Source organism: Enterococcus mediterraneensis (assembly GCF_900604485.1).
Classification (GTDB): Bacteria; Bacillota; Bacilli; order Lactobacillales; family Enterococcaceae; genus Enterococcus_C; species Enterococcus_C mediterraneensis.
The window spans coordinates 444,421-466,885 of sequence record NZ_UWOP01000001.1 but is presented as its reverse complement, the minus strand read 5'-3'; the positions used below and the strand labels follow the sequence as shown (position 1 = coordinate 466,885).

Here is a 22,465-nt window from a genome sequence, read left to right as displayed (position 1 = left end):
AGTTGTGAAAAAACGCTGAAATATTCTCGTGTTATAATACGTCAGTACTGAATAAAAGAAGATGGAGAGATAACCATGATTGAAATGAAGGATGTAATGAAAAAGTACTCAAACGGTACAACAGCCATCCGTAATATCACGATCAATATCGATCAAGGTGAGTTTGTCTATGTTGTAGGTCCTTCTGGGGCAGGTAAATCAACATTTATCAAACTGATGTATCGTGAAGAAAAAGCAACAAAAGGTACATTGAATGTTGCAGGTCATGACCTGTTGAAAATAAAAAATCGTGACGTTCCCCTCTTGCGTCGGGAAATCGGTATCGTCTTCCAAGACTACAAACTGCTTCCTAAAAAGACAGTTTATGAAAATGTTGCCTATGCGATGCAAGTTATCGGGCGCAAACCCCGTGATGTCAAAAAGCGCGTCATGGAAGTTTTGGATCTTGTCGGTTTGAAACACAAAGTACGGGTTTTTCCTAGCGAATTATCAGGTGGGGAACAACAGCGTGTTTCCATTGCTCGCGCGATCGTGAATACACCTAAAGTATTGATCGCTGATGAGCCTACCGGGAACTTAGACCCTGAAAACTCTTGGGAAATCATGAAATTATTGGATCGGATCAACGGCCAAGGAACGACGGTTGTCATGGCGACACATAACAGCACGATCGTAAACACGATCCGTCATCGCGTGATCGCTATTGAAAATGGTCGAATAATTCGTGACCAAGCGGAAGGGGAATATGGATACGATGATTAGAACTTTTTTTCGGCATTTGCTTGAAAGTATCAAAAGTTTAAAACGTAACGGCTGGATGACTGTCGCTTCTGTCAGTGCCGTAACGATCACCTTGACATTAGTAGGAATCTTTATGGCGGTCATCATGAACGCTACAAAATTAGCACAGGACATCGAGAAAAACGTCGACGTGTCTGTCTTTATCGATATTGGTACAAAAAAAGAAGATATTGATAAATTGGAAACAGAATTAAAAGGGATCGATCACGTCAATAAAGTCAAATTTTCCAGCAAAGATGATGAATTGAAAAAGATCCAAGACGCGATGGGAGATTCTTGGAGTTTATTTGAAGGAGACAGCAATCCGCTTTATGATGTATTCGTCGTCAGCGCGGAAAATCCTAATTATACTAAACAAATCTCCAAAGAAGCTGCTGAACTGCCGAGCGTTTTCAAAGCCGATTATGGCGGCGCCAACTCAGATAGGATCTTTGATATCGCAGATGGGATCAAAACTTGGGGATTAGCTGCTGCGGTCTTGCTATTGTTTGTAGCGATGTTCTTGATCTCCAATACGATTCGGATCACTATTTTGTCAAGACAAAGAGAGATCCAGATCATGCGTCTGGTAGGTGCGAAAAACGGCTATATCCGTTGGCCATTCTTCCTTGAAGGCGGCTGGATCGGTCTGTTAGGTGCTGTAATCCCTGTCTTGCTGATGTTCTTTGGATATCAACAAGTCTACAGAGTGGTCAATCCGACACTATTGCGTTCAAACTACAGCCTATTGCAGCCGGAAACCTTCACGTGGCAGATCTGTCTGCTGATGGTAGTCATTGGTGTTGTCATTGGTTCGTTAGGTTCAGTGATCTCAATGCGCCGTTTCTTGAAATTTTAATCTGGCATTCAAAAAACATTCTTCCAAAACGGGGGAATGTTTTTTTGTTTTCTTGTGAAATGAAAGGTTTTCTTGAGATTTGTTAAGCCTCTACTGCTTTACTTCTCTTCTCAACTTGGTTATTCTTTATTAGTAAAAGAAAAAGCAGAGGGGGAAAAACGTGCGGTATATAACTGAAAATTTGTCGACAGTTTTATTGGTTGCCAATATCCTGCTTTCATTCATCATCATTTTTCGTGAACGTAAACAAACGGCACAAACTTGGGCATGGCTGCTGGTCTTGATGTTTATCCCTGTGGTAGGTTTTATTTTATATATATTTTTTGGCAGAGGGATCTCCAAAGACAAGATTTTCGATTTAAAGATGCAAGGAAAGATCGGTAAGAATGTAGAAATCGAAGAACAGCGTCGTGACTTCAAATGCGGTATCTTTCCTGAACAAACGACAGGCAGTGTCGATGCCCGTCAATTGATCTATATGCTGACTGTTTCGGAACGTTCCTTGTACACGAGCGATAATGGTATTCAATTATTCACTGATGGTCGTAAAAAATTCGATCAGCTGATCAAAGATATCAAACAGGCGAAACATCATATCCATTTTGAATATTATATCTATCGCAGTGATGAACTGGGGCGCGAGGTACGAGATGCTTTGACAGATGCGGCCAAGCGAGGAGTAAAAGTCAGAATCTTGTTAGATGCGTGGGGTTCGACTCAAGTGACAGCGAAGTTTTTTGAAGAGCTGAGAGAATATGGCGGACAGCTGGCATTTTTCTTTCCATTATTTGTGCCATATCTCAATCCTCGGATCAATTATCGCAATCACCGAAAAATCGTGGTGATCGATGGCACGATCGGTTATACTGGCGGATTTAATGTCGGCAACGAATATTTGGGACTGGTAAAAAAATTCGGCTATTGGCGGGACAACCATTTGCGGGTCGTGGGATCAGCTGTGTATTCATTGCAGAACAGATTCTTGATGGATTGGAACTCTCAGCATACGCAAGAAGTCCAATATGCGAAAGAGCTGTTTCCTAAAATAGAAAACCATGGCAAAAAAGCGGTCCAGATCGTTACCAGCGGACCGGATTCGAAATATGAACAAATCAAAATCATGTATCTGAAAATGATCAGTATGGCAAAAGAAGAGATTTTGATTCAAACACCTTATTACATCCCGGATTCATCGATCCATGAAGCGTTGAAAGTAGCATTGCTTTCGGGAGTGAAAGTGCGGATGCAGATCCCTAATAAACCCGATCATCCTCTGGTTTACTGGGCGACTTATTCATTCGCGGCGGAACTGATCGATTTTGGCGCAATCATTGAAACCTATGAAAACGGCTTTATCCATGCGAAAACCATGATCATCGACAGCGGCATCGTTTCGGTAGGGTCGGCAAATATCGATGTTCGTTCGTTCCAATTAGATTTTGAAGTCAATGCGCTTATTTATGATGAAGAAGTTACGAAACAAGTGAGAGAAGCCTTGATGGAAGATTCTCGCTGGTCACAGGTTTTGACAAAGGAACGCTACAAACAAAGAGGAATCATCATCAAGATGAAAGAAGGGTTGGGACGTCTGGTTTCACCGTTATTATAAAGGGTGCTTTTTGGAGAATAAATGAAAACAAGCTGAAACAAATTTTATTTGTTTCAGCTTGTTCCATTTCACTTGCATATGGGGAAGATGCGTGTGAAATGCTGAAAACGTCATAAAACATTCTTGCAAGTTTACAGTATTTCTCGTTTTGGGGAAGCAAGAAACAAACTCCAGTATGTTCTTTTAATGACGTTTTTCACGAATAGTATAGCATAGCTGTATGATAGTTAATAGTTTTTTTTCTATATTTTTTTGAGCAACAATATGAATGAAAGAACAGCTTGGAAAAGAAATAGTACTTTCGTATTTCCAGCATATAATGTTAAAATAGACTTGTTTTAATCAATTAACTAAGGAGCAATCAAATGAAAAAATTGAAATTTTTACTCCCGGCATTGGGAATGATCTTATTACTTTCCGGCTGTGCGAAGTGGATCGATCGTGGCGAATCCATCACAGCGGTGGGTTCTTCCGCATTGCAGCCTCTTGTAGAGACAGCGGCAGAAGAATTCCAAACAAAATACCCAGGGAAGTTTATCAATGTCCAAGGAGGCGGAAGCGGAACCGGATTGAGCCAAGTCCAAGCAGGGGCTGTCGATATCGGGAATTCTGATGTATTTGCGGAGGAAAAAGACGGGATCGATGCTTCTAAACTGCAAGATCACAAAGTTGCGGCAGTAGGTATCACACCAATCGTCAATAAAAAAGTCGGTGTTGATAATCTTAGCATGGAACAGTTGCGGGATATCTTTTTAGGAAAAATCACTAATTGGAAAGAAGTCGGCGGCGCAGATCAGCAGATCGTCATTTTGAACCGGGCTTCTGGCAGTGGTACGCGCAGTACGTTTGAAACATGGGTCCTTGAAGGAAAAACGGCGATTCGTGCGCAAGAACAGGATTCCAGCGGGATGGTACGTCAAATCGTTGCTGACACACCGGGAGCCATCAGTTATGTGGCATTTTCTTATGTGACAGACGATGTGGCAACATTGAAGGTGGATAACGTGGAGCCTACCGATGAAAATGTTACGACTAACGCATGGAAAATCTGGGCCTATGAACACATGTACACCAAAGGCAAACCGGAAAAATTAACAAAAGAATTCATGGAATATATGTTATCTGATGATGTACAAAAAAATGTAGTGGGCGAATTAGGCTATATCCCTATTTCTGATATGAAAGTCGAACGTGACTGGCAAGGAAATATTGTAGAGTAATCTTTCTTTACATAAAATTTACAATAAGTTAAAAGCAAATTGATGTTAACAGCGTAAACTTGACATGTATGAAAGTGAAACACTCAAATTGAGGAGGAGCCCTCTTGGAAGATGTAAAAAAAGCATTATTAACAAAGTCAAAACGTTCACGGATGGAACAGCGGGGAAAATTGATCAGTTTCCTATGTATCGCACTGATCGTATTAGTGGTACTTTCTATCTTTTATTTTGTTGCCAGCCGAGGTCTAGCAACTTTTTTCACGGATAAAATCAATCTATTTGATTTCTTGTTTGGGACAGAATGGAATCCTAGTCAAATCGGATCTAACGGCAAGCCGATGGTAGGCGCACTGCCGATGATCGCTGGTTCTTTTATCGTGACTTTTTTATCTGCGATCATTGCGACACCCTTTGCGATTGGTGCTGCAGTATTTATGACAGAAATCTCTCCTAAACAAGGTCAAAAGATCTTACAGCCGGTTATTGAATTGCTGGTAGGGATCCCTTCAGTTGTTTATGGTTTTATCGGTCTTTCTGTGATCGTTCCGGCTGTGCGTTCCGTTTTTGGCGGAACAGGTTTCGGTATCTTAGCCGGTACCTTCGTCTTGTTCATTATGATCTTGCCTACCGTTACAACAATGACAGCTGATGCGTTGAAAGCTGTCCCTCGCTATTATCGCGAAGCTTCATTAGCATTGGGTGCGACACGTTGGCAAACGATTTATAAAGTGGTTCTGCGGGCAGCTGTCCCAGGGATCTTGACTGCGGTAGTGTTCGGGATGGCTCGTGCTTTCGGAGAAGCGCTGGCAATCCAAATGGTAATCGGTAATGCCGCCTTGATGCCTACTGGTTTAGTAACACCGGCTTCTACATTAACTTCTATTTTGACGATGGGGATCGGGAATACGATCATGGGCACAGTGGAAAACAATGTTCTATGGTCATTGGCGTTGATCCTGTTATTGATGTCATTGCTGTTTAACATCATCATTCGGATGATCGGGAAGAAAGGGGCCTTGAAATAATGAATGCCAAACGTTCAGATAAAATTGCTACAGGCGTGCTATATGTTATTTCGGGAATCATTGTTCTGATTCTGGCCGCACTGCTTCTTTATATTTTAGTGCGTGGTGTACCGCACATTTCTTGGGAATTTCTGACTCAGCCTTCTAGAGCTTATCAAGAAGGCGGCGGTATCGGTATCCAATTGTTCAACTCCTTGTACTTACTGTTGGTGACCATGATCATTAGTTTCCCTATCTCATTGGGCGCTGGGATCTACTTGTCAGAGTATGCGAAGAAAAATTGGCTGACAGAAGTTATCCGTACATCGATCGAGATTTTAAGCTCACTGCCATCTGTTGTTGTCGGGCTTTTCGGTTTCTTAGTTTTTGTTATTCAATTCCAATACGGATTTTCGATCATTTCCGGGGCGTTGGCACTGACTTTCTTCAACTTGCCGTTATTGACGCGAACAGTGGAAGAATCATTGCAAGCCATCCATTACACACAACGTGAAGCTGGTCTGGCATTAGGGCTTTCTCGTTGGGAAACCGTGATCCGTGTCGTTGTACCAGAAGCGACTCCCGGTATTCTGACTGGGGTCATCTTGAGTTCAGGACGTATTTTTGGTGAAGCGGCCGCATTGATCTACACGGCAGGTCAAAGTGCACCGGCGCTGGATTTCTCTAACTGGAATCCGTTGAGTGTTTCAAGTCCAATCAGTATTTTTCGTCAAGCCGAAACATTAGCTGTTCATATTTGGAAAATCAATACAGAAGGAACGATGCCAGATGGCGTTCAAGTTTCCGCGGGAGCTTCTGCTGTTTTGATCATCGCGGTCTTATTATTCAACTTTGGCGCCCGAGCGATCGGCAAACGCCTTTACAAGAAAATGACATCGGCTTAAGGAGATACAAAACATGAGTAAATATAGTTTAGATGATCGACATATTATTACAATGGATAAACAGCAAGAAGTTGATTTGTATACAAAAGATCTGCACGTTTGGTACGGTCAGAACGAAGCGATCAAAGGCGTTGATTTGGAGTTCGAAAAGAATCGGATCACGGCATTGATCGGACCTTCCGGCTGTGGGAAGTCCACCTATCTGCGTTCGTTGAATCGGATGAATGACGGTATCGCCAATACAAGAACCACTGGTCAGATCATGTATAAAGGTGTCGACGTCAACCGTGACAATGTCGATGTATATGAAATGCGCAAGCGGATCGGCATGGTATTTCAACGTCCGAATCCTTTCAGTAAATCCATTTATGAAAATATCACTTTTGCCTTGAAACGGCATGGGGAAAAAAATAAACAAAAATTAGACGAGATCGTAGAAACCAGCTTGAAGCAAGCTGCGTTGTGGGATCAAGTCAAAGACAGTCTCGACAAAAGCGCGCTGGCGCTTTCTGGCGGTCAGCAGCAACGGCTGTGTATCGCACGGGCGATTGCGATGAAACCTGATATCCTTTTACTGGATGAACCTGCAAGTGCTCTTGATCCGATCTCCACCGGGACGGTTGAAGAAACACTGGTCAATTTGAAAGAACATTATACGATTATCATCGTGACACACAACATGCAGCAGGCTGCACGTATCAGCGATTATACGGCGTTCTTCTATCTTGGAAAAGCGATCGAATACGATAAGACGACGAAAATCTTTACACGTCCAAAAATCCAAGCGACAGAAGATTACGTTTCTGGTCATTTTGGCTGATTTTTTATTGCTGGAAAAGAAAGATGGAGGCAGATATGTCAGAAGAAATCATTGCATCAAAAGATTTGCATTTATACTATGGAAAAAAAGAAGCGCTCAAAGGCATCACCATGGGGATCAATAAAGGTGAAATAACCGCAATGATCGGACCTTCCGGTTGCGGAAAATCCACTTATCTGCGTTCATTGAACCGCATGAATGATCTGATCCCTGATGTGACGATTACCGGAAGCGTGCTTTATAAAGGACAAGACATCTATAGTCCCCGTCAAGATACCGTAGAATTGCGAAAAGAGATCGGGATGGTATTCCAACAACCGAATCCGTTTCCCTTCTCCATTTACGAAAACATCATTTATGGGTTAAAATTAAAGGGTGAAAAAGACAAACAAAAGCTTGATCAGATCGTTGAAGAAAGTTTGAAGGCAGCTTCTGTCTGGGATGATGTCAAAGACAAACTGCATAACAGCGCGTTGTCATTATCCGGCGGTCAGCAGCAGCGGGTCTGTATCGCCCGTGTATTGGCGGTCAATCCTCAAATCATCTTGCTGGATGAACCCACCAGCGCGTTAGACCCTGTTTCTTCTGCTAAAATCGAAAACACACTTTTAGAGTTGAAGGAACACTATACAATGATCATTGTGACACACAACCTTTCACAAGCGTCCCGGATCTCTGACAAAACAGCTTTCTTTTTAGATGGGAATTTGATTGAGTTCGACGACACGAAAAAAATCTTTTTACAACCAAATAAACAAGAAACCGAAGATTACATTTCCGGAAGATTCGGATAAGGAGGAACCCCTACATGTTGCGTACGCAGTTTGAAGAAGAATTATTGAACCTGCACAACCAGTTTTATGAAATGGGTATGATGGTCAGCAATGCGGTGCATAAATCCGTAAAAGCTTACATCAAACACGATAAACATTTGGCGCAAGAAGTGATCGATCATGACGAAGAGATCAACAACATGGAAACCCGTCTTGAGAAAAAAAGTTTCGAGATGATCGCTTTGCAGCAGCCGGTCACAACTGACTTGCGGATGATCATTACGGTAATGAAAGCCAGCTCGGATTTGGAACGGATGGCAGACCATGCGGTATCTATCGCGAAATCCACGATCCGTGTGAAAGGTCAGACTCGGATCGCCGAGATTGAAAAAGAGATCTCTGATATGTCTGATTATGTAAAAAAAATGGTGGATAATGTTCTGATCGCATATGTTAAAACAAATGAACAAGATGCACGGGTCATTGCAAACATGGACAATCGGGTCAATGATTATTATTCAAAGATCTACTATAAGACCATCGACAGCATGAAGGAAAATCCTGAGACAGTCATCAGCGGGACAGATTATTTGTATGTCGCTCAATATTTGGAGCGGATCGGAGATTATGTCACGAATATCTGTGAATGGATCGTTTACTTGGCAACCGGTAAAATCACAGAATTGAATACTAACCGGGACGAATTAGTTTAGGCATATAATAGAAATAAAAATCAAAGCTTGACCAACATATTTCAGTTGGCAAGCTTTTTTTACAAAGTTATCAGGCATCTTCTTAAACAAAGTATTTCTCTTGCTTTGAAATCTGTTTTATGATGGAAGGAGAAAGAGACACTGCTTGAGGATTAGAAAAAGTTCCTACTTTAGTCCTATGACAATTGGTAGAAATGAAGGCATAATATACGTGTAAGGAAAACTTGCAGATAAACAATTTGAGGAGGCAATTTCCATGAATGAAAGAGAACGTGTATTGGATTTAGTAAAAAAAGGTGTACTTTCGACGGAAGAAGCCTTAGATTTGCTAGAAAGTATGGCAACTAAAAAAGACGAAGAACAAATCCAACAAGCCAATGAGAAAGTAACTGCCGAAAAGCATGATGATTTAGATACCCTGTTGCAAGATGATGAACCTGCTGATCATGAAGCAGAATTAAAACAAAAACAAGCAGAAGACAAACAGCAATTGGAAGAAATCTTAGACAGTCTTGCTACAAAAGCCAATCAAGCATCGGCTGAATTGGATGAAGTCAACGTAGAGATCGACGGCGTCAAAAAAGAGATCAAAGACGCACAAATGCGTTTGATGGAACTGAATACGAAAGAAGAACTAGACGCTTTAGATGAAGAAGAACTTGAAGAACGTCAAGAAATCGAAGCAGAATTGAAAGAACTTGAAGCTTCACTGGAAGAATTGGTTGAAGAACGAATCAACTTGGAAGCCCAGTTGAAGAGCATCAAAAAAGATCAATGGTCGCAAACCAAAGAGAAAACCAAAGAAAAAATCAATTCGAAGATCGACTTGCCAGATGATTGGAAAGAACAAGCAAGTGATGCACTGAACCAAGCAAGTGAAAAAATGGTGGAAGCCGGGACACATCTTGGTCGACTATTGAAGAAAACATTCCAAACTGTTTCCGAAACAGTCAATGACAATGTGGAATGGAAAGACATCAGTTTGAAAGTTCCGGGAATGGCAGCAACAAAATTCGAACATACCTTTGAGTATGACGAAACAGCTGCAACGATCATCGACGTGAAAGTTGCCAATGGGGATATCCAACTTAAAGCTTGGGATGAACCAGGTGTCAAAGTCGACGCGAAGATCAAATTATACGGAAAAATGACCGCTGCAACACCATTTGATGCATTCAGCGAACGCAGTCAAATCACTGTTGATGATGATCATATCTCCTTCCAAGTCCCTAACAAACGGGTTCGTGCTGATTTGACATTCTATCTACCAAGAAGAATGTACGACCATGTTTCTATCAAACTGCTGAACGGCGATGTGTTGGTCAATGAATTGGAAGCAAAAGATGTGTATACGAAGTCAACAAACGGCAGCATCGACTTCCAAATGATCCAAGCAACCATGTTAGAAATCGACGGTGTCAACGGATCAATCACTGTTCGCGACGGAAAAGTATTAGATTCTATCATTGAAACAGTGAATGGTACAGTCACTATGACAACTACACCGCAAACGTTGGGTGTTTCTCTAGTCAATGGGGATATCCGCTTGACATTGAACGATACCAACGTCAAACGTATCGACGCCAGTTCAGTCAATGGGAATGTGAAGATCGCTGTACCTGTAGAATTAAGCATGGAAGGCGAAGCCAAAACCAGCTTAGGCAGCATCAATTCCCGCATGACAGATTATGAAGTGGTCCGTGAGAAAAAAGATCGGATGAACCAAATGCTGCAATTCCGCCGCATTACAGATGAAGAATTGGCACAAATCCAAGTTTCAACAACAACCGGCAGCATCTTCTTGAAAAACACTGACAAATAAAAAATCGACAATAACCAAAATGACTTATCTGAAGGGGTGAAAATCCTCTTCAGATAAGGTAAAATGGAAGGGATAGAGGTGAAAGAAAATGAGAAAAAAACTAACAAAATCGACAGATAATGTTGTTTTGACAGGAACTTTGGGTGGTATCGCAGAATACTTAGGCATTGACCCAACGATCGTTCGTGTGGTCTACGTATTTTTAAGTTTTGTTTTGTTAGCAAGTCCGGTCATCTTGTATATCGTGCTGGCAGTGATCATCCCTTCTGGCCGTCCAAGCAACCGTCCTTACGGGCATAACAACCAATACTACCAAAGCAACAATTATAAAAAAGGAACAAAATCAAGAAAAGAAGCGGAAAAAATCGATGATGACGACTGGAGTGATTTCTAGTGACCTATTTTCAACGTCTGATCGTAAACACGTTGACTTTCATCTCACTAGCTGTTTTACTTCCTAATGGCATGTTCCATGTCGAAAGTATCTGGACAGCGATCATCGCTAGTTTTGTCCTATCGATTTTAAATGGCTTTGTGAAACCTGTTTTGTCGTTTCTATCTTTACCGCTGACATTTTTGACGTTGGGATTATTTACCTTCGTGATCAATGCGGCGATGCTGAAGCTGACCTCGATGTTCGTCGGACAGACGAATTTCGGATTTTCCGGATTTGGGGCCGCGGTACTTGTGGCGGTCATCATGTCTTTAGTCAACTTGATCGTAACAGATCATAATCTAAGAAAAAATCAATAAAGGGAATGTGTCCCATCTTCATCGATGGCGGCTCATTCTCTTTTTTGTTGTCATTTTTTTGAGGGATTTCTGGGAACTTTCCAACAAGTTTACGGTGTTTTCTAGTAACTTTTGTTCTACAATGATAAAATGAGACAGTAATCTATAATTTAGAAAAGAGGAAAACCAATGGCAGAAAGTGTCAAAGTCAACCAGATGGTCCAAAAACTAAGTCTGGAAGTAGTCAGCGGAACTGAAGCTGGCTTGCAACGGGCTATTACAACCAGTGATATTTCAAGACCCGGCCTAGAGCTGACAGGTTATTTTAATTATTATTCACATGATCGGCTACAGCTTTTTGGTAGTAAAGAGATCACGTTTGCACAGCGGATGATGCCGGAAGAACGGCTGATGGTCTTGCGCAGAATGTGCAGTGAAGATACACCGGCATTTATCGTTTCGCGGGGATTGGAAGTACCCCAAGAAATGATCCAAGCTTGTAAAGAAAACGATATCCCTGTTTTACGCTCACCGATCTCTACTTCGCGTCTATTAGGTGAAATGTCGACATATCTGAGCAGCGACCTGGCTGCCCGCACAAGCGTACACGGCGTTTTGGTAGACGTGTATGGGTTAGGCGTGTTGATCCAAGGGGACAGCGGAATCGGTAAAAGTGAAACAGCTCTTGAATTGATCAAACGCGGCCACCGACTGATCGCCGATGATCGTGTAGATGTCTATCAACAAGATGAATTGACATTAGTGGGTGAACCGCCGCAAATCCTGCAGCATTTGATCGAGATCCGCGGAATCGGGATCATTGATGTCATGAACTTATTTGGTGCCAGTGCTGTGCGAGGATCGATGCAAGTCCAGCTGTCAGTTTATCTAGAAGCATGGTCGAAAGAGAAAAAATACGATCGGCTTGGCTCAGCTGACGATTCTATCCAAATCGCTGAAGTAGATATCCCGCAGATCCGTATCCCTGTGAAAACCGGACGGAACGTGGCCATCATTATTGAGGTGGCAGCGATGAACTATCGTGCAAAAGTCATGGGATATGATGCAACAAAAACGTTTGAAGATCGATTGAGCAAATTGATCGAAGAAAACTCGATAGAATGAAGGAGCGATTTGAATGGTAGGAATGGTGAATCGAGTAGCCTTTGAGCTTTTTGGTATCTCGATCTATTGGTATGCGCTGATCATCGTTACAGGTATTTTAGTAGCGATGTGGTTGAGTTCCCGTGAAGCGGTCAGAGCCGGATTAAAGGCTGATGATGTGACGGATTTTATGCTGGTTGGGTTGCCGCTGGCGCTAGTTGGCGCACGGCTGTATTACATCTTATTTGATTTAGAACCCTATTTACAAGATCCGATCCAGATATTCAATATCCGTTCCGGCGGTCTGGCGATTTATGGCGGATTGATCGCCGGCGGTATTTGGCTGTTTTTCTTTTGTCGATATAAATTCATCTCAGTATGGACGTTCTTAGATATTGCTGCTCCAAGTGTTATTTTGGCGCAGGCGATCGGACGCTGGGGCAATTTTATGAATCATGAAGCATTTGGCGGCGATACGACAAGAAGCTTCTTAGAAAGCCTCCATTTGCCTAATTTCATTATAGAAAATATGTATATCGACGGGATCTATCGTCAACCAACGTTTTTATATGAATCTATGTGGAACTTGCTCGGTTTCATCTTGTTGATCCTCTTGCGTAAAAGAAAGAATTTCTTGAAAAAAGGCGAAGTCTTTTTAGGCTATTTGATCTGGTATAGTTTTGGTCGTTTCTTCATTGAGGGGATGCGTACCGACAGCTTATATCTGTTCAGCAATATCCGAGTTTCCCAACTGCTCTCTGCTGTTTTATTCATCGGTGCTTGGGGTGTGCTGTTCTGGCGGCGGAAGAAAAGTCAGAAACTGACCTATTACGACCGCACGCAAGGCAGTGATCAATTCATAATATAACAGGACAAGTGTCATGTTGTATGATAAAATTGAGGTGCTTTATTGAATTATAAGGAGGTTTCCATTGTGAAACAAAAAATTGCTGTGCTTGGTCCTGGTTCTTGGGGAACAGCTTTAGCACAAGTCTTATCTGAAAACGGTCATGAAGTTAAAATCTGGGGAAATAATCCTGCACAGATCGACGAGATTAATACGTATCATACCAACCGTCACTATTTGCCGGATATAAAACTTCCCGATGATATCGCAGCTGTTAAAGATATCCGCGAAGCGATCGAAGGCGCAGATGCTGTTCTTTTTGTTGTACCGACAAAAGCGATCCGTTCAGTGGCGCAAGAATTTACAAAATATGTAAAAAATAAACCGGTGATCATCCATGCATCAAAAGGATTGGAACAAGATACTCATAAACGAATCTCAGAGATCCTGATAGAAGAGATCCCAGCGGACAAACGTCAAGCGGTCGTTGTTTTATCCGGACCTAGCCACGCAGAAGAAGTCGCGGTCCACGATATTACGACGATTACAGCAGCCAGCGAAGACGAATCAGCTGCAAAATATGTTCAGCAGTTGTTCATGAATGATTATTTCCGAATCTATACGAATGATGATGTGATCGGCGTTGAAACTGGTGCGGCATTGAAAAATATCATTGCGATCGGTGCCGGTGCGATCCATGGACTAGGTTTCGGCGATGATGCGAAAGCTGCCATCATGACACGAGGATTGGCTGAAATCAGCCGTCTAGGTGTGGCGATGGGGGCCAATCCATTGACCTTTATCGGTTTGAGCGGCGTGGGAGATCTGATCGTTACATGTACCAGTGTCCATTCACGAAATTGGCGGGCCGGTAATCTTTTAGGAAAAGGCCATAGTTTAGATGAAGTGTTAGAAAATATGGGCATGATCGTAGAAGGTGTAGCCACTACCAAAGCAGCAATGGAATTAGCGCAGCGTCTGAATGTAGAAATGCCTATCACAGAAACGATTTATCGTGTTTTATATGAGAATGAAGATATCAACGTAGCTGCTAAAAACATCATGTTGCGAGACGGCAAAGTTGAAAATGAATTTTCATTGAAATAAAAGGGTGAGGAGCGAAAAAAAATGAAAGTTAAAAAAGCAGTAATTCCAGCAGCAGGACTAGGTACGCGTTTTCTGCCTGCGACAAAAGCGATGGCCAAAGAAATGTTGCCGATCGTGGATAAACCAACGATTCAATTTATCGTAGAAGAAGCATTGAAATCAGGGATCGAAGATATCTTGATCGTTACTGGAAAAGCAAAGCGCCCAATCGAAGACCACTTTGATGCCAATATCGAATTAGAAACCAATCTAAAAGAAAAAGGCAAAACAGAACTGTTGAAATTGGTAGAAGAAACCACAGATGTCAATCTGCATTTCATTCGTCAATCTCATCCCCGCGGATTAGGTCATGCTGTCTTGCAAGCACGTGCTTTTGTAGGCAATGAACCGTTTATCGTGATGTTGGGAGACGACTTGATGGAAGACAAGATCCCATTGACCAAACAATTGATCAATGATTACGAAAAAACCCATGCTTCAACGATCGCGGTAATGAAAGTCCCTCATGAAGATACATCAAAATATGGGATCATCAATCCTGGAGAAGAAGTACAATCAGGTTTATACAATGTCAAAAACTTTGTAGAAAAACCATCTCCAGATAAAGCACCAAGTGACCTGGCGATCATTGGCCGCTACCTGTTGACTCCGGAGATCTTTGATATTTTACAACATCAAAAACCTGGTGCCGGCAATGAGATCCAATTAACAGATGCCATCGATACATTGAATAAAACGCAACGCGTTTTTGCCCACGAATTCAAAGGCAAACGTTTTGATGTGGGAGATAAATTCGGTTTTATGAAGACCAGCATCGAATACGGCTTGAAACATCCAGAAGTCAAAGATGATCTGCGGAACTTCATTATCGAGTTGGGAAAAGAATTATCTGAAGAAAATCCAGCACCAAAGAAAACAAAATAACTTTTTAAAAAACCGTTATAGAGCTTATCTGTAACGGTTTTCTTTCTTTTAGGGCGTTAAATTCGAAAAAGTCGTTGTTTTTTATTTGTGTAAAAAAATATGAAATGCTATCCTTAAAGTAAGATCTTAGGAAGGGAGATAAACTATGAGCGGTGGAGAAATTGCTGCCTTGATCGCAGCTATCGCATTTGCTGTGCTGGTTGTGTTTATCATCAGACTGTTGATGCAATTTTCAAAAACAGTTGACGGGATCAACCAAGCAGTAGAAAAAGTCAATACAACAGTATCGGAAGCAAACAACACGATACGAATCGTAACAAAAGATGTAGATGTACTATCAAGCGAAGTCGAGGGGTTGTTAGTAAAAACCAATACTTTACTAAATGACGTCAACGGTAAAGTAGCGACGATCGATCCATTATTTACAGCAGTCGCTGATTTGAGCGAAAGCGTATCAGATCTGAATCGTTCAGGAAAACATCTCGTAAGCAGAGTAGGATCAGTAGGGAAAACGACTGCTCAAGCAACTGTCGCTGGCAAGGTTGGACAAACAGCGATGAAATTTTTCAAACAACGGAATAAAACAAACCAATAAAAAATGGAGGGAAAACTATGAGTAAAAAAGGCGGATTTTTATTAGGAGCGGTAATTGGCGGAACGGCAGCGGCGATCGCAGCATTGTTGTTGGCACCAGAATCAGGGAAGATATTACGTACGAAATTAGCGGCACAAAAAGATGATTTGATGGACAAAGCGTCAGATTATACAGATTATGCGAAAGAAAAAACCGGCGATCTGTCAGAAATCGCAAAAGAAAAAGCTAATACCCTTTCTAAGCAAGCCGAAGAAGTAGCTGGCACGATCAAATCAAAAGCAAAACGGTCAGCAGGAGATTTGCAAGATTCGACTGAAGATGTTGCTGAGAAATTCAAAAAACATACTGGCGATCTTTCTGAACGTTTCAAAAAATCAGCAGACGAGTTGAAATCTGACAGCAGTTCTGTGATGGATGAAGCTAAAGAAGATGCTCAAGATATCTTTATCGATGTGAAAGATACTGCTGGTGATATGAAGGATACAATCAAAGAAGGCGCTAAAGAAGCAAAACCAATCGTAGAAGATGTCAAAAAAACCACGAAAGACGCAGCTGCAGACACTGCAAAAGAAGTAAAAGATGAAGTGAAAAGCGAAAAATCTGATTGGTCTGATAAAGAAGATACAGTTTCTGATTTCAAAAAATCAAAAGAAATTTTGAAAGATGAATTGGAAAAAAGCAATCCAGAAGCTTAATCAATAGCTATAGACAAAGACAAAAACGGCGCTCCTTTACGGAACGCCGTTTTTTCGGATTACTCGATAATGGTCAATTCTTTGCTTGTTGTCGTGAACGGTTGACAGCCGTCTTTAGTGACATATACGCAATCTTCGATCCGCACACCGACTTTATTTGGAATATAGATGCCTGGTTCTAAAGAGAAACACATTCCTTCTTCGATGACGAGATCATTTCCTTCCACAAGAGAAGGATATTCATGAACTGTTGTGCCGATGCCGTGTCCTAGACGGTGATTGAAATATTCACCATAGCCGGCGTCTTCAATGACTTTCCGCGCCACTGCATCTAATTCTCCAGCGGTGATCCCAGGTTTTACCGCAGCTGTCGCCGCAAGCTGTGCGTCTAGTACCAATTGATAGATTTCTTTTTGGAAAGCGGTAGGTTCTTTGAAAGCGACAGTTCGGGTAGCATCGCTGCAATAACCTTTCCAGATGACTCCTAAGTCGAATAACACCAAGTCATGGGCTTGAACAGCAGTGCTGCCGGGATTTCCATGAGGACTGGCTGCGTTATCTCCAGTCAAGACCAATGTATCAAAACTCATTGACGAAACGCCGCGACGTTTCAATTGGTATTCGATCTCAGCTACGATTTCTTGTTCTTTCGCGCCTTCTTTGACAGCGCCAAATCCAATCTCAAACGCGACATCTGCCCAATTTCCAGCTTCCAGCAGGGTATTGATCTCATTTTTTGTTTTGATCAACTGCAACCGTTGGATAACTGGTGTCACATCCGTAGAAAAATCAGCAGAAAAATATTCCCGCAGCTTTTCAAAACGATCAACAGTCAACGCGTTTTTTTCCAAACTGATTTTTTGCGGATTGCCGTAGCGTGTCGTGATTTCGTGAGCGATTTTTTTCCAAGGATCTTCACTGTCCAGATAACCGACTACATCAAAAGCCCAGCCGCTGTTTTGAGCGTCTTCGACTTCCAAAGCGGGTGTGAATAAAAAGGGATCTTTGTTCAATGGGACAAAAAGTGCAAGCACTCGTTCATGAGGATCACTTGAATAGCCTGAAAAGTAGGCGATATGGCCGGGATCGCTGATATAAGCAAGATCCGATTGCTGTTCTGACATCCATTGCCGCAATTCTTGTATTTTTGTTTGATTCATCTTTTTTCCTTCTTTCCAAGAGTGAATACTTTTATTTTACCACTAAATCCTCAAAAGGAATATTTGAAATAAAAACATAATTTTCATGAAAACTAAATTAAAACGGTTGCATTCTTGCAAATAACATGATATTCTTACAAAGAAATGTAAATGGCATTTTCTGAAAACAACTGAATAGGAGAAATAATAAAATGGAAAAACAGACAATTACGATTTATGATGTTGCTCGTGAAGCAAATGTGTCTATGGCTACAGTTTCACGTGTCGTAAATGGTAACCCGAATGTAAAACCTGCTACACGCAAGAAAGTCTTAGAAGTGATCGATCGTTTGGATTATCGTCCAAATGCGGTTGCCCGCGGATTAGCAAGCAAAAAAACAACAACTGTCGGCGTGATCATCCCCGATGTAAGCAATATGTATTTCGCTTCATTGGCTCGCGGGATCGATGACGTGGCAACAATGTACAAATACAATATTATTTTGGCAAATTCAGACGGCGACAATCAAAAAGAAGTCAACGTACTGAATAATTTATTGGCAAAACAAGTAGACGGCGTAATCTTCATGGGTCATCATATCACAGATGAGATCCGTGGCGAATTTTCTCGTTCAAAAACACCAGTTGTGTTGGCAGGTTCGATCGATCCTGACGAACAAGTCGGCAGTGTCAATATCGATTATCAAAACGCGACAAAAGACGCAGTCAATACATTAGCGAAAAACGGCAATAAGAAAATCGCGTTTATCAGCGGTGCATTGATCGATCCAATCAACGGTCAAAATCGTTTGAACGGCTATAAAGAAGCCTTGGAAGAAAACGGATTATCTTACAATGAAGGCTTGGTATTCGAAGCAAAATACAACTTCAAAGACGGTTTGTCATTAGTTTCTCGTATCCGCAACAGCGGCGCGACAGCTGCATTTGTCACAGATGACGAATTGGCGATCGGGTTATTAGACGGTTTATTGGATGAAGGCGTGAAAGTTCCTGAAGACTTTGAAATTTTGACCAGCAACAACTCACTGCTGACAGAAGTTGCTCGTCCACAATTATCAAGTATCACTCAACCATTATATGACATCGGTGCTGTATCGATGCGTTTGTTGACAAAATTGATGAATAAAGAAGAAGTTGAAGAAAAAACAATTATTCTTCCTTACGGTATCGATGAAAAAGGTTCAACAAAATAATTTCCTGAATTAAATAAAAAGGTCTCCCGCTGATTTTCAAGCGGGAGACCTTTTTTGTTAGGCTCTAATTATTTTGAGATCTTGAAGTGGAAGTACTGCGATTAGCTTTGTTCCAATAATCTAGATAATTGGCATTAGTACCGCCGATCCCGAATTTAAAGCTTGCTTCAGGAACATTATCTTTTGCCCAATAAGAAGTAACCGTATCTTGCGGTGTTTGGAATGTACGATTGTTATTTGTCGCTCTGCCTGGTAAAGTGCCAGTAAATTTGGAGACTTTTTCTTTATGAACACTGTTATCCAGCGTAAATTTCTGGTCGATCCCAAAAACATCCGGATTCGCCATATAGATCCGATTGGCGAGATTAGCGAGATACGTTCCTGTCCTTTGCCCGGCGTTTTGATCATTTTTGATGGTTTGATCGTCAAATCCAGCCCAGCTGCTGAGAGTGATCGACGGTGTAGAAACCACCAGCCAAGAATCTTTATAGTAGTCAGAAGAACCTGTCTTACCGATCCAGTCGGCTTTTGCCAAGTCCCAGTTAAGGCTGTTGACCGCAGATTTGAAGGGAGTGGTGATCTGAGCATCCAACACACTGCGCATCAGATTGTTCATGATAGAAGCAGTGGCTTTGGAATAGACTTGTACCGGTTTTTCTTCATGTTTGTAAACGACATTGCCTTGATTATCCGTGATGGACTCAATGAAGTAGCCTTCTTGATAGACGCCGCCGTTAGCCAATGTTTGGAATCCATTGGTCTGTTCCAGAGTGGATACATCCATCGGTCCTAGCGGTGCGGATTCATAACTCCATTCCGGATAGTTCGTATAATTCATTTTCTTCAAATAATTTTCGTAAGCAAAATCAGCACTGGTATTTTTCTGTAAATCTTGATAGACGTGATAAGCAGGGATATTCGTCGATTCGTTCAATGCTTCCCGGACTGTTTGGAAGGTTTTGGAGCCTTTGTTGGTAGCATTTACGATATCATCACCGCTATTTTTTCCGCCTTGCCAAGTAGTAGGGTAGTCAGAAATCCGGGTCTCAGTTCCAATCAGACCTTGATCGATCGCCGGTCCGTAGACCAGCATTGGTTTGATGGACGAACCGGCAGGACGTTTCGTATCAAAAGCGTGATTGTTTTGATTTTCAGCAAAATCACGACCGCCCACAAAACCTAAGACTTTACCGGTACGGTTATCCATAAGAATATTCCCGACTTCTGGACTGCCGTTATACGTATCTAAAAGGTACCCATAATCATCTACCGCTTTTTGCATCGCGTCATAGATAGATTTATCGATCGTTGATTTCACGGTGTAGCCGCCGTTTACCAATTCATTTTGTGCACGTTCCAGATATTTCTGTTGATTTTCTTCTTTGTTGTATTCTTCAGTTGACAGCTTATCTTCTGTTGCCATTTGTTTGGCTAAGATCGATTGTGCTTTCCCTAAAACAGTATAATATAGATAGCCATGATCAGCAGAAGCAGATACTTCCTGCTGTTTGATGAAATCTTTTTTCAGATCATATTTTTTGGCTTCTTCGTATTCTTTTTTAGAGATCTCATGATTGCGATACATACTGAATAAGACAAAATCTTTCCGCTCTAAGCCGGCTGACAGATTTTCTTTGATCTTACCGGTGTTGTCATAAGGACTATAAATGATAGGACTTTGCGGCAATCCTGCAATAAACGCGGCTTGAGCCAAATTGACATCTTTGGCGTCTTTGCCGAAGATTCCTTTTGCGGCTTCTTGGACACCCGCGATATTTTGACCTTTGTTATTGCGTCCAAAAGGAGAGACGTTCAAATAAAGGGTCACGATCTCATCTTTACTGAAAAATTTCTCAACCTCCATTGCCAATAGGATTTCGTTAGCTTTCCGTTTAAAGGTGGTTTCGCTGGTTAAGACTTGCTGTTTTACCAATTGTTGAGTCAACGTCGATCCGCCGCCTCCGCCAAAACCGATCGCTTCGGAAAGCAATGCTCGGACAACTGCTTTAGGCACGACTCCGTTATGTTGATAAAAATATTCGTCTTCGGTAGAAATGATGGCTTTTTTGATCAAATCAGAAATCTGATCCGACTTTACGGTCGTCCGCATCAAATCCGAGCGGATCGTGGCGATTTCTTGATTATCAGCATAAGTCAGCTTTGAAGTCTCAGAAATATCCCCCAATGATTTTTGCAAATCCGCTTTGGTAGGTGTAGGTGTGTCCTCTACTAAGTAAGCAAAATAGCCGGCACCGATACCTGCAAACAAGGCAGTACCAATAATCAAAAAAGAAACACCGACTAGTAATAAAGCATGTAATACGCGTAAACTAATATTGAAATAAAACCAACCTTTTCTCTTTTCAGAAAAAGGTTTTTGTGTTCTTTTACCATTTTGGGGCACGATTTTCACCTCAGTTTTATTTGTGTACCGTGTTATTATAGCAAAAATCGTTCTAAATGAATAGGCAACACTGTCTTCTTGTAAAATGCTTAGAAATTGTTAAATAAATCAATTGGCAAGGCTTTAATTCCCAGTAGTTTTCAGTTAAGATGAAAAGTAAAGCGCCGCAGTTGATCTTTCAGGTAGTTGATCTTTCAATAAGAGCGGTGCGGGTGAACACTGATCAGCGAGATCTGGAGCTGGTTCGGGTGAAAGAAAAGGAGCAGGTATGGGGACGATTTTGATCAATGCGTTAGGATTATTTGCAATTATTTTTTTAGGTTATTTTTTAAAGCGCTTAAATATTTTATCTAAAGCAGATGGCACAACGCTTTCTACAATTATTTTAACGATCACTTTACCGGCAACGATCATCGTCAATTTTGCGGCGTTGAAGATCGAAACGGGGTTATTGCTGCTGATAGTATTAGGTATCGGATTGACCGTTTTACAGATCGGCATCAGTTGGGGACTTATGCGGAAAGAAGCGGCATTGAAACAGGAGTTTATGATGTACATGGGTTCAGGTTTCAATATCGGCAATTTCACATTGCCTTTTGTCCAGAGCTTTCTGCCGATCGGGATCCCATTGATCTCAATGTTCGATCTAGGCAACAGCATCATGCTGGCAGGCGGTACGACAGTCCTAGTAGATCAGTTGGTGGGGAAAAATAAGACCTTTGATCTTAAGAGCGTTCTGCTCAAGCTGTTTCGTTCGATCCCTTATACCGCTTATCTAGTGATGCTTTTATTGCGGCTGGGTTCGGTGGATCTGCCAAGCGCTTTGCTGACTGTTTTACAGCCGATTGCCGGGGCCAATACTTTTTTGTCGATGTTTATGATTGGGCTTTATTTAGAACTGCGGTTGCCGAAAAGCGCACAAAAACTTGTTGTTCAAAGCCTGCTTTTACGATACGGTATCGGTTTGTTATTGATCGTTCTTTTCTTGTGGCTGCCACTGCCGCAGCTGGTACGGTTGGTTTTATGTCTGTTGGCAGTAGCGCCGATCGCCACATTCAATGTTATCAATGCTGTTCTGGCTGGGATCGAAGAAGAGATCGTCGGGTTCTGCTCTTCCGTCAGCTTTTTGATCAGTTTAGTCTTGATGACACTTGTGTTATTGTTTTTAGGCGGATTCTAAGCAAAAAAATTGGCATGCC

At 41.8% G+C, this 22,465-nt stretch carries 22 protein-coding genes; 20 read left to right on the top strand and 2 right to left on the bottom strand.

Annotation, left to right across the window (positions count from 1 at the left end; all coding sequences use genetic code 11):
- Nucleotides 1-75: 75 nt before the first annotated feature.
- The 18 genes from ftsE (at nt 76) to EFB00_RS02110 (ending at nt 16,509) form a co-directional block, all read left to right on the top strand.
- Nucleotides 76-762: a cell division ATP-binding protein FtsE gene (ftsE, locus tag EFB00_RS02195; protein WP_122645301.1), complete on the top strand. Its 687-nt coding sequence runs from the start codon at nt 76-78 to the stop codon at nt 760-762.
- Entirely contained in the window at nt 755-1,639 is an 885-nt protein-coding gene (gene ftsX, locus EFB00_RS02190) for a permease-like cell division protein FtsX (protein WP_122647020.1), read from the top strand. Before ftsE ends, ftsX begins: the two co-directional genes overlap by 8 nt.
- Before the next feature lie 160 nt (nt 1,640-1,799).
- On the top strand, nt 1,800-3,248 hold the full coding sequence (cls, locus tag EFB00_RS02185; RefSeq protein WP_122645300.1) for a cardiolipin synthase: 1,449 nt from the start codon (nt 1,800-1,802) through the stop codon (nt 3,246-3,248).
- A 365-nt stretch (nt 3,249-3,613) separates the two neighbouring features.
- On the top strand, nt 3,614-4,468 hold the full coding sequence (locus EFB00_RS02180; RefSeq protein ID WP_122645299.1) for a phosphate ABC transporter substrate-binding protein PstS: 855 nt from the start codon (nt 3,614-3,616) through the stop codon (nt 4,466-4,468).
- Nucleotides 4,469-4,572: 104 nt separating this feature from the next.
- Nucleotides 4,573-5,493, top strand: a complete 921-nt coding sequence (gene pstC / locus EFB00_RS02175; protein ID WP_122645298.1) for a phosphate ABC transporter permease subunit PstC — start codon at nt 4,573-4,575, stop codon at nt 5,491-5,493.
- A complete protein-coding gene (gene pstA, locus EFB00_RS02170; RefSeq protein ID WP_122645297.1) occupies nt 5,493-6,377 on the top strand; it encodes a phosphate ABC transporter permease PstA in 885 nt (294 codons plus the stop codon). The genes pstC and pstA overlap by 1 nt, the downstream gene beginning before the upstream one ends.
- A 13-nt stretch (nt 6,378-6,390) precedes the next feature.
- On the top strand, nt 6,391-7,197 hold the full coding sequence (pstB, locus tag EFB00_RS02165; protein ID WP_122645296.1) for a phosphate ABC transporter ATP-binding protein PstB: 807 nt from the start codon (nt 6,391-6,393) through the stop codon (nt 7,195-7,197).
- 35 nt (nt 7,198-7,232) lie between these two features.
- Nucleotides 7,233-7,991: a phosphate ABC transporter ATP-binding protein PstB gene (gene pstB / locus EFB00_RS02160; RefSeq protein ID WP_122645295.1), complete on the top strand. Its 759-nt coding sequence runs from the start codon at nt 7,233-7,235 to the stop codon at nt 7,989-7,991.
- Nucleotides 7,992-8,005: 14 nt separating this feature from the next.
- Nucleotides 8,006-8,683: a phosphate signaling complex protein PhoU gene (gene phoU / locus EFB00_RS02155; RefSeq protein ID WP_122645294.1), complete on the top strand. Its 678-nt coding sequence runs from the start codon at nt 8,006-8,008 to the stop codon at nt 8,681-8,683.
- A 256-nt stretch (nt 8,684-8,939) separates the two neighbouring features.
- Complete coding sequence (gene liaX / locus EFB00_RS02150) at nt 8,940-10,505, top strand: daptomycin-sensing surface protein LiaX (RefSeq protein WP_122645293.1); 1,566 nt, start codon at nt 8,940-8,942, stop codon at nt 10,503-10,505.
- 88 nt (nt 10,506-10,593) lie between these two features.
- Entirely contained in the window at nt 10,594-10,899 is a 306-nt protein-coding gene (locus EFB00_RS02145) for a PspC domain-containing protein (RefSeq protein ID WP_122645292.1), read from the top strand.
- Nucleotides 10,899-11,258 carry a phage holin family protein gene (locus EFB00_RS02140; protein ID WP_122645291.1) on the top strand — a complete coding sequence of 120 codons (360 nt, stop codon included), beginning with the start codon at nt 10,899-10,901 and terminating at the stop codon, nt 11,256-11,258. Before EFB00_RS02145 ends, EFB00_RS02140 begins: the two co-directional genes overlap by 1 nt.
- 168 nt (nt 11,259-11,426) lie before the next feature.
- Complete coding sequence (gene hprK, locus EFB00_RS02135; protein WP_122645290.1) at nt 11,427-12,362, top strand: HPr(Ser) kinase/phosphatase; 936 nt, start codon at nt 11,427-11,429, stop codon at nt 12,360-12,362.
- A gap of 13 nt (nt 12,363-12,375) precedes the next feature.
- The gene (lgt, locus tag EFB00_RS02130; protein ID WP_122645289.1) at nt 12,376-13,209 is read left to right on the top strand and encodes a prolipoprotein diacylglyceryl transferase; all 834 of its coding nucleotides are present in this window, start codon (nt 12,376-12,378) and stop codon (nt 13,207-13,209) included.
- A 66-nt stretch (nt 13,210-13,275) separates the two neighbouring features.
- On the top strand, nt 13,276-14,295 hold the full coding sequence (locus tag EFB00_RS02125; protein ID WP_122645288.1) for an NAD(P)H-dependent glycerol-3-phosphate dehydrogenase: 1,020 nt from the start codon (nt 13,276-13,278) through the stop codon (nt 14,293-14,295).
- A 21-nt stretch (nt 14,296-14,316) separates the two neighbouring features.
- Nucleotides 14,317-15,219 (top strand): UTP--glucose-1-phosphate uridylyltransferase GalU, encoded by a 903-nt coding sequence (gene galU, locus EFB00_RS02120; RefSeq protein WP_122645287.1) that lies wholly within the window; start codon nt 14,317-14,319, stop codon nt 15,217-15,219.
- Between the two features lie 145 nt (nt 15,220-15,364).
- A complete protein-coding gene (locus EFB00_RS02115) occupies nt 15,365-15,814 on the top strand; it encodes a DUF948 domain-containing protein (protein WP_122645286.1) in 450 nt (149 codons plus the stop codon).
- Nucleotides 15,815-15,831: 17 nt separating this feature from the next.
- Nucleotides 15,832-16,509, top strand: a complete 678-nt coding sequence (locus EFB00_RS02110) for a YtxH domain-containing protein (protein ID WP_122645285.1) — start codon at nt 15,832-15,834, stop codon at nt 16,507-16,509.
- A gap of 59 nt (nt 16,510-16,568) precedes the next feature.
- Here the strand turns inward: EFB00_RS02110 and EFB00_RS02105 are convergent, their stop codons facing one another.
- Nucleotides 16,569-17,669 carry a M24 family metallopeptidase gene (locus EFB00_RS02105; RefSeq protein WP_122645284.1) on the bottom strand — a complete coding sequence of 367 codons (1,101 nt, stop codon included), beginning with the start codon at nt 17,667-17,669 and terminating at the stop codon, nt 16,569-16,571.
- Between the two features lie 191 nt (nt 17,670-17,860).
- Here EFB00_RS02105 and ccpA point away from each other — a divergent pair, with 191 nt between their 5' ends.
- Complete coding sequence (gene ccpA / locus EFB00_RS02100) at nt 17,861-18,862, top strand: catabolite control protein A (RefSeq protein ID WP_122645283.1); 1,002 nt, start codon at nt 17,861-17,863, stop codon at nt 18,860-18,862.
- A 64-nt stretch (nt 18,863-18,926) separates the two neighbouring features.
- Here ccpA and EFB00_RS02095 read toward each other — a convergent pair whose 3' ends face one another.
- Nucleotides 18,927-21,302 (bottom strand): transglycosylase domain-containing protein, encoded by a 2,376-nt coding sequence (locus EFB00_RS02095; protein ID WP_420889757.1) that lies wholly within the window; start codon nt 21,300-21,302, stop codon nt 18,927-18,929.
- Nucleotides 21,303-21,534: 232 nt separating this feature from the next.
- Here EFB00_RS02095 and EFB00_RS02090 point away from each other — a divergent pair, with 232 nt between their 5' ends.
- Entirely contained in the window at nt 21,535-22,446 is a 912-nt protein-coding gene (locus tag EFB00_RS02090) for an AEC family transporter (protein ID WP_122645281.1), read from the top strand.
- Nucleotides 22,447-22,465: the final 19 nt, after the last annotated feature.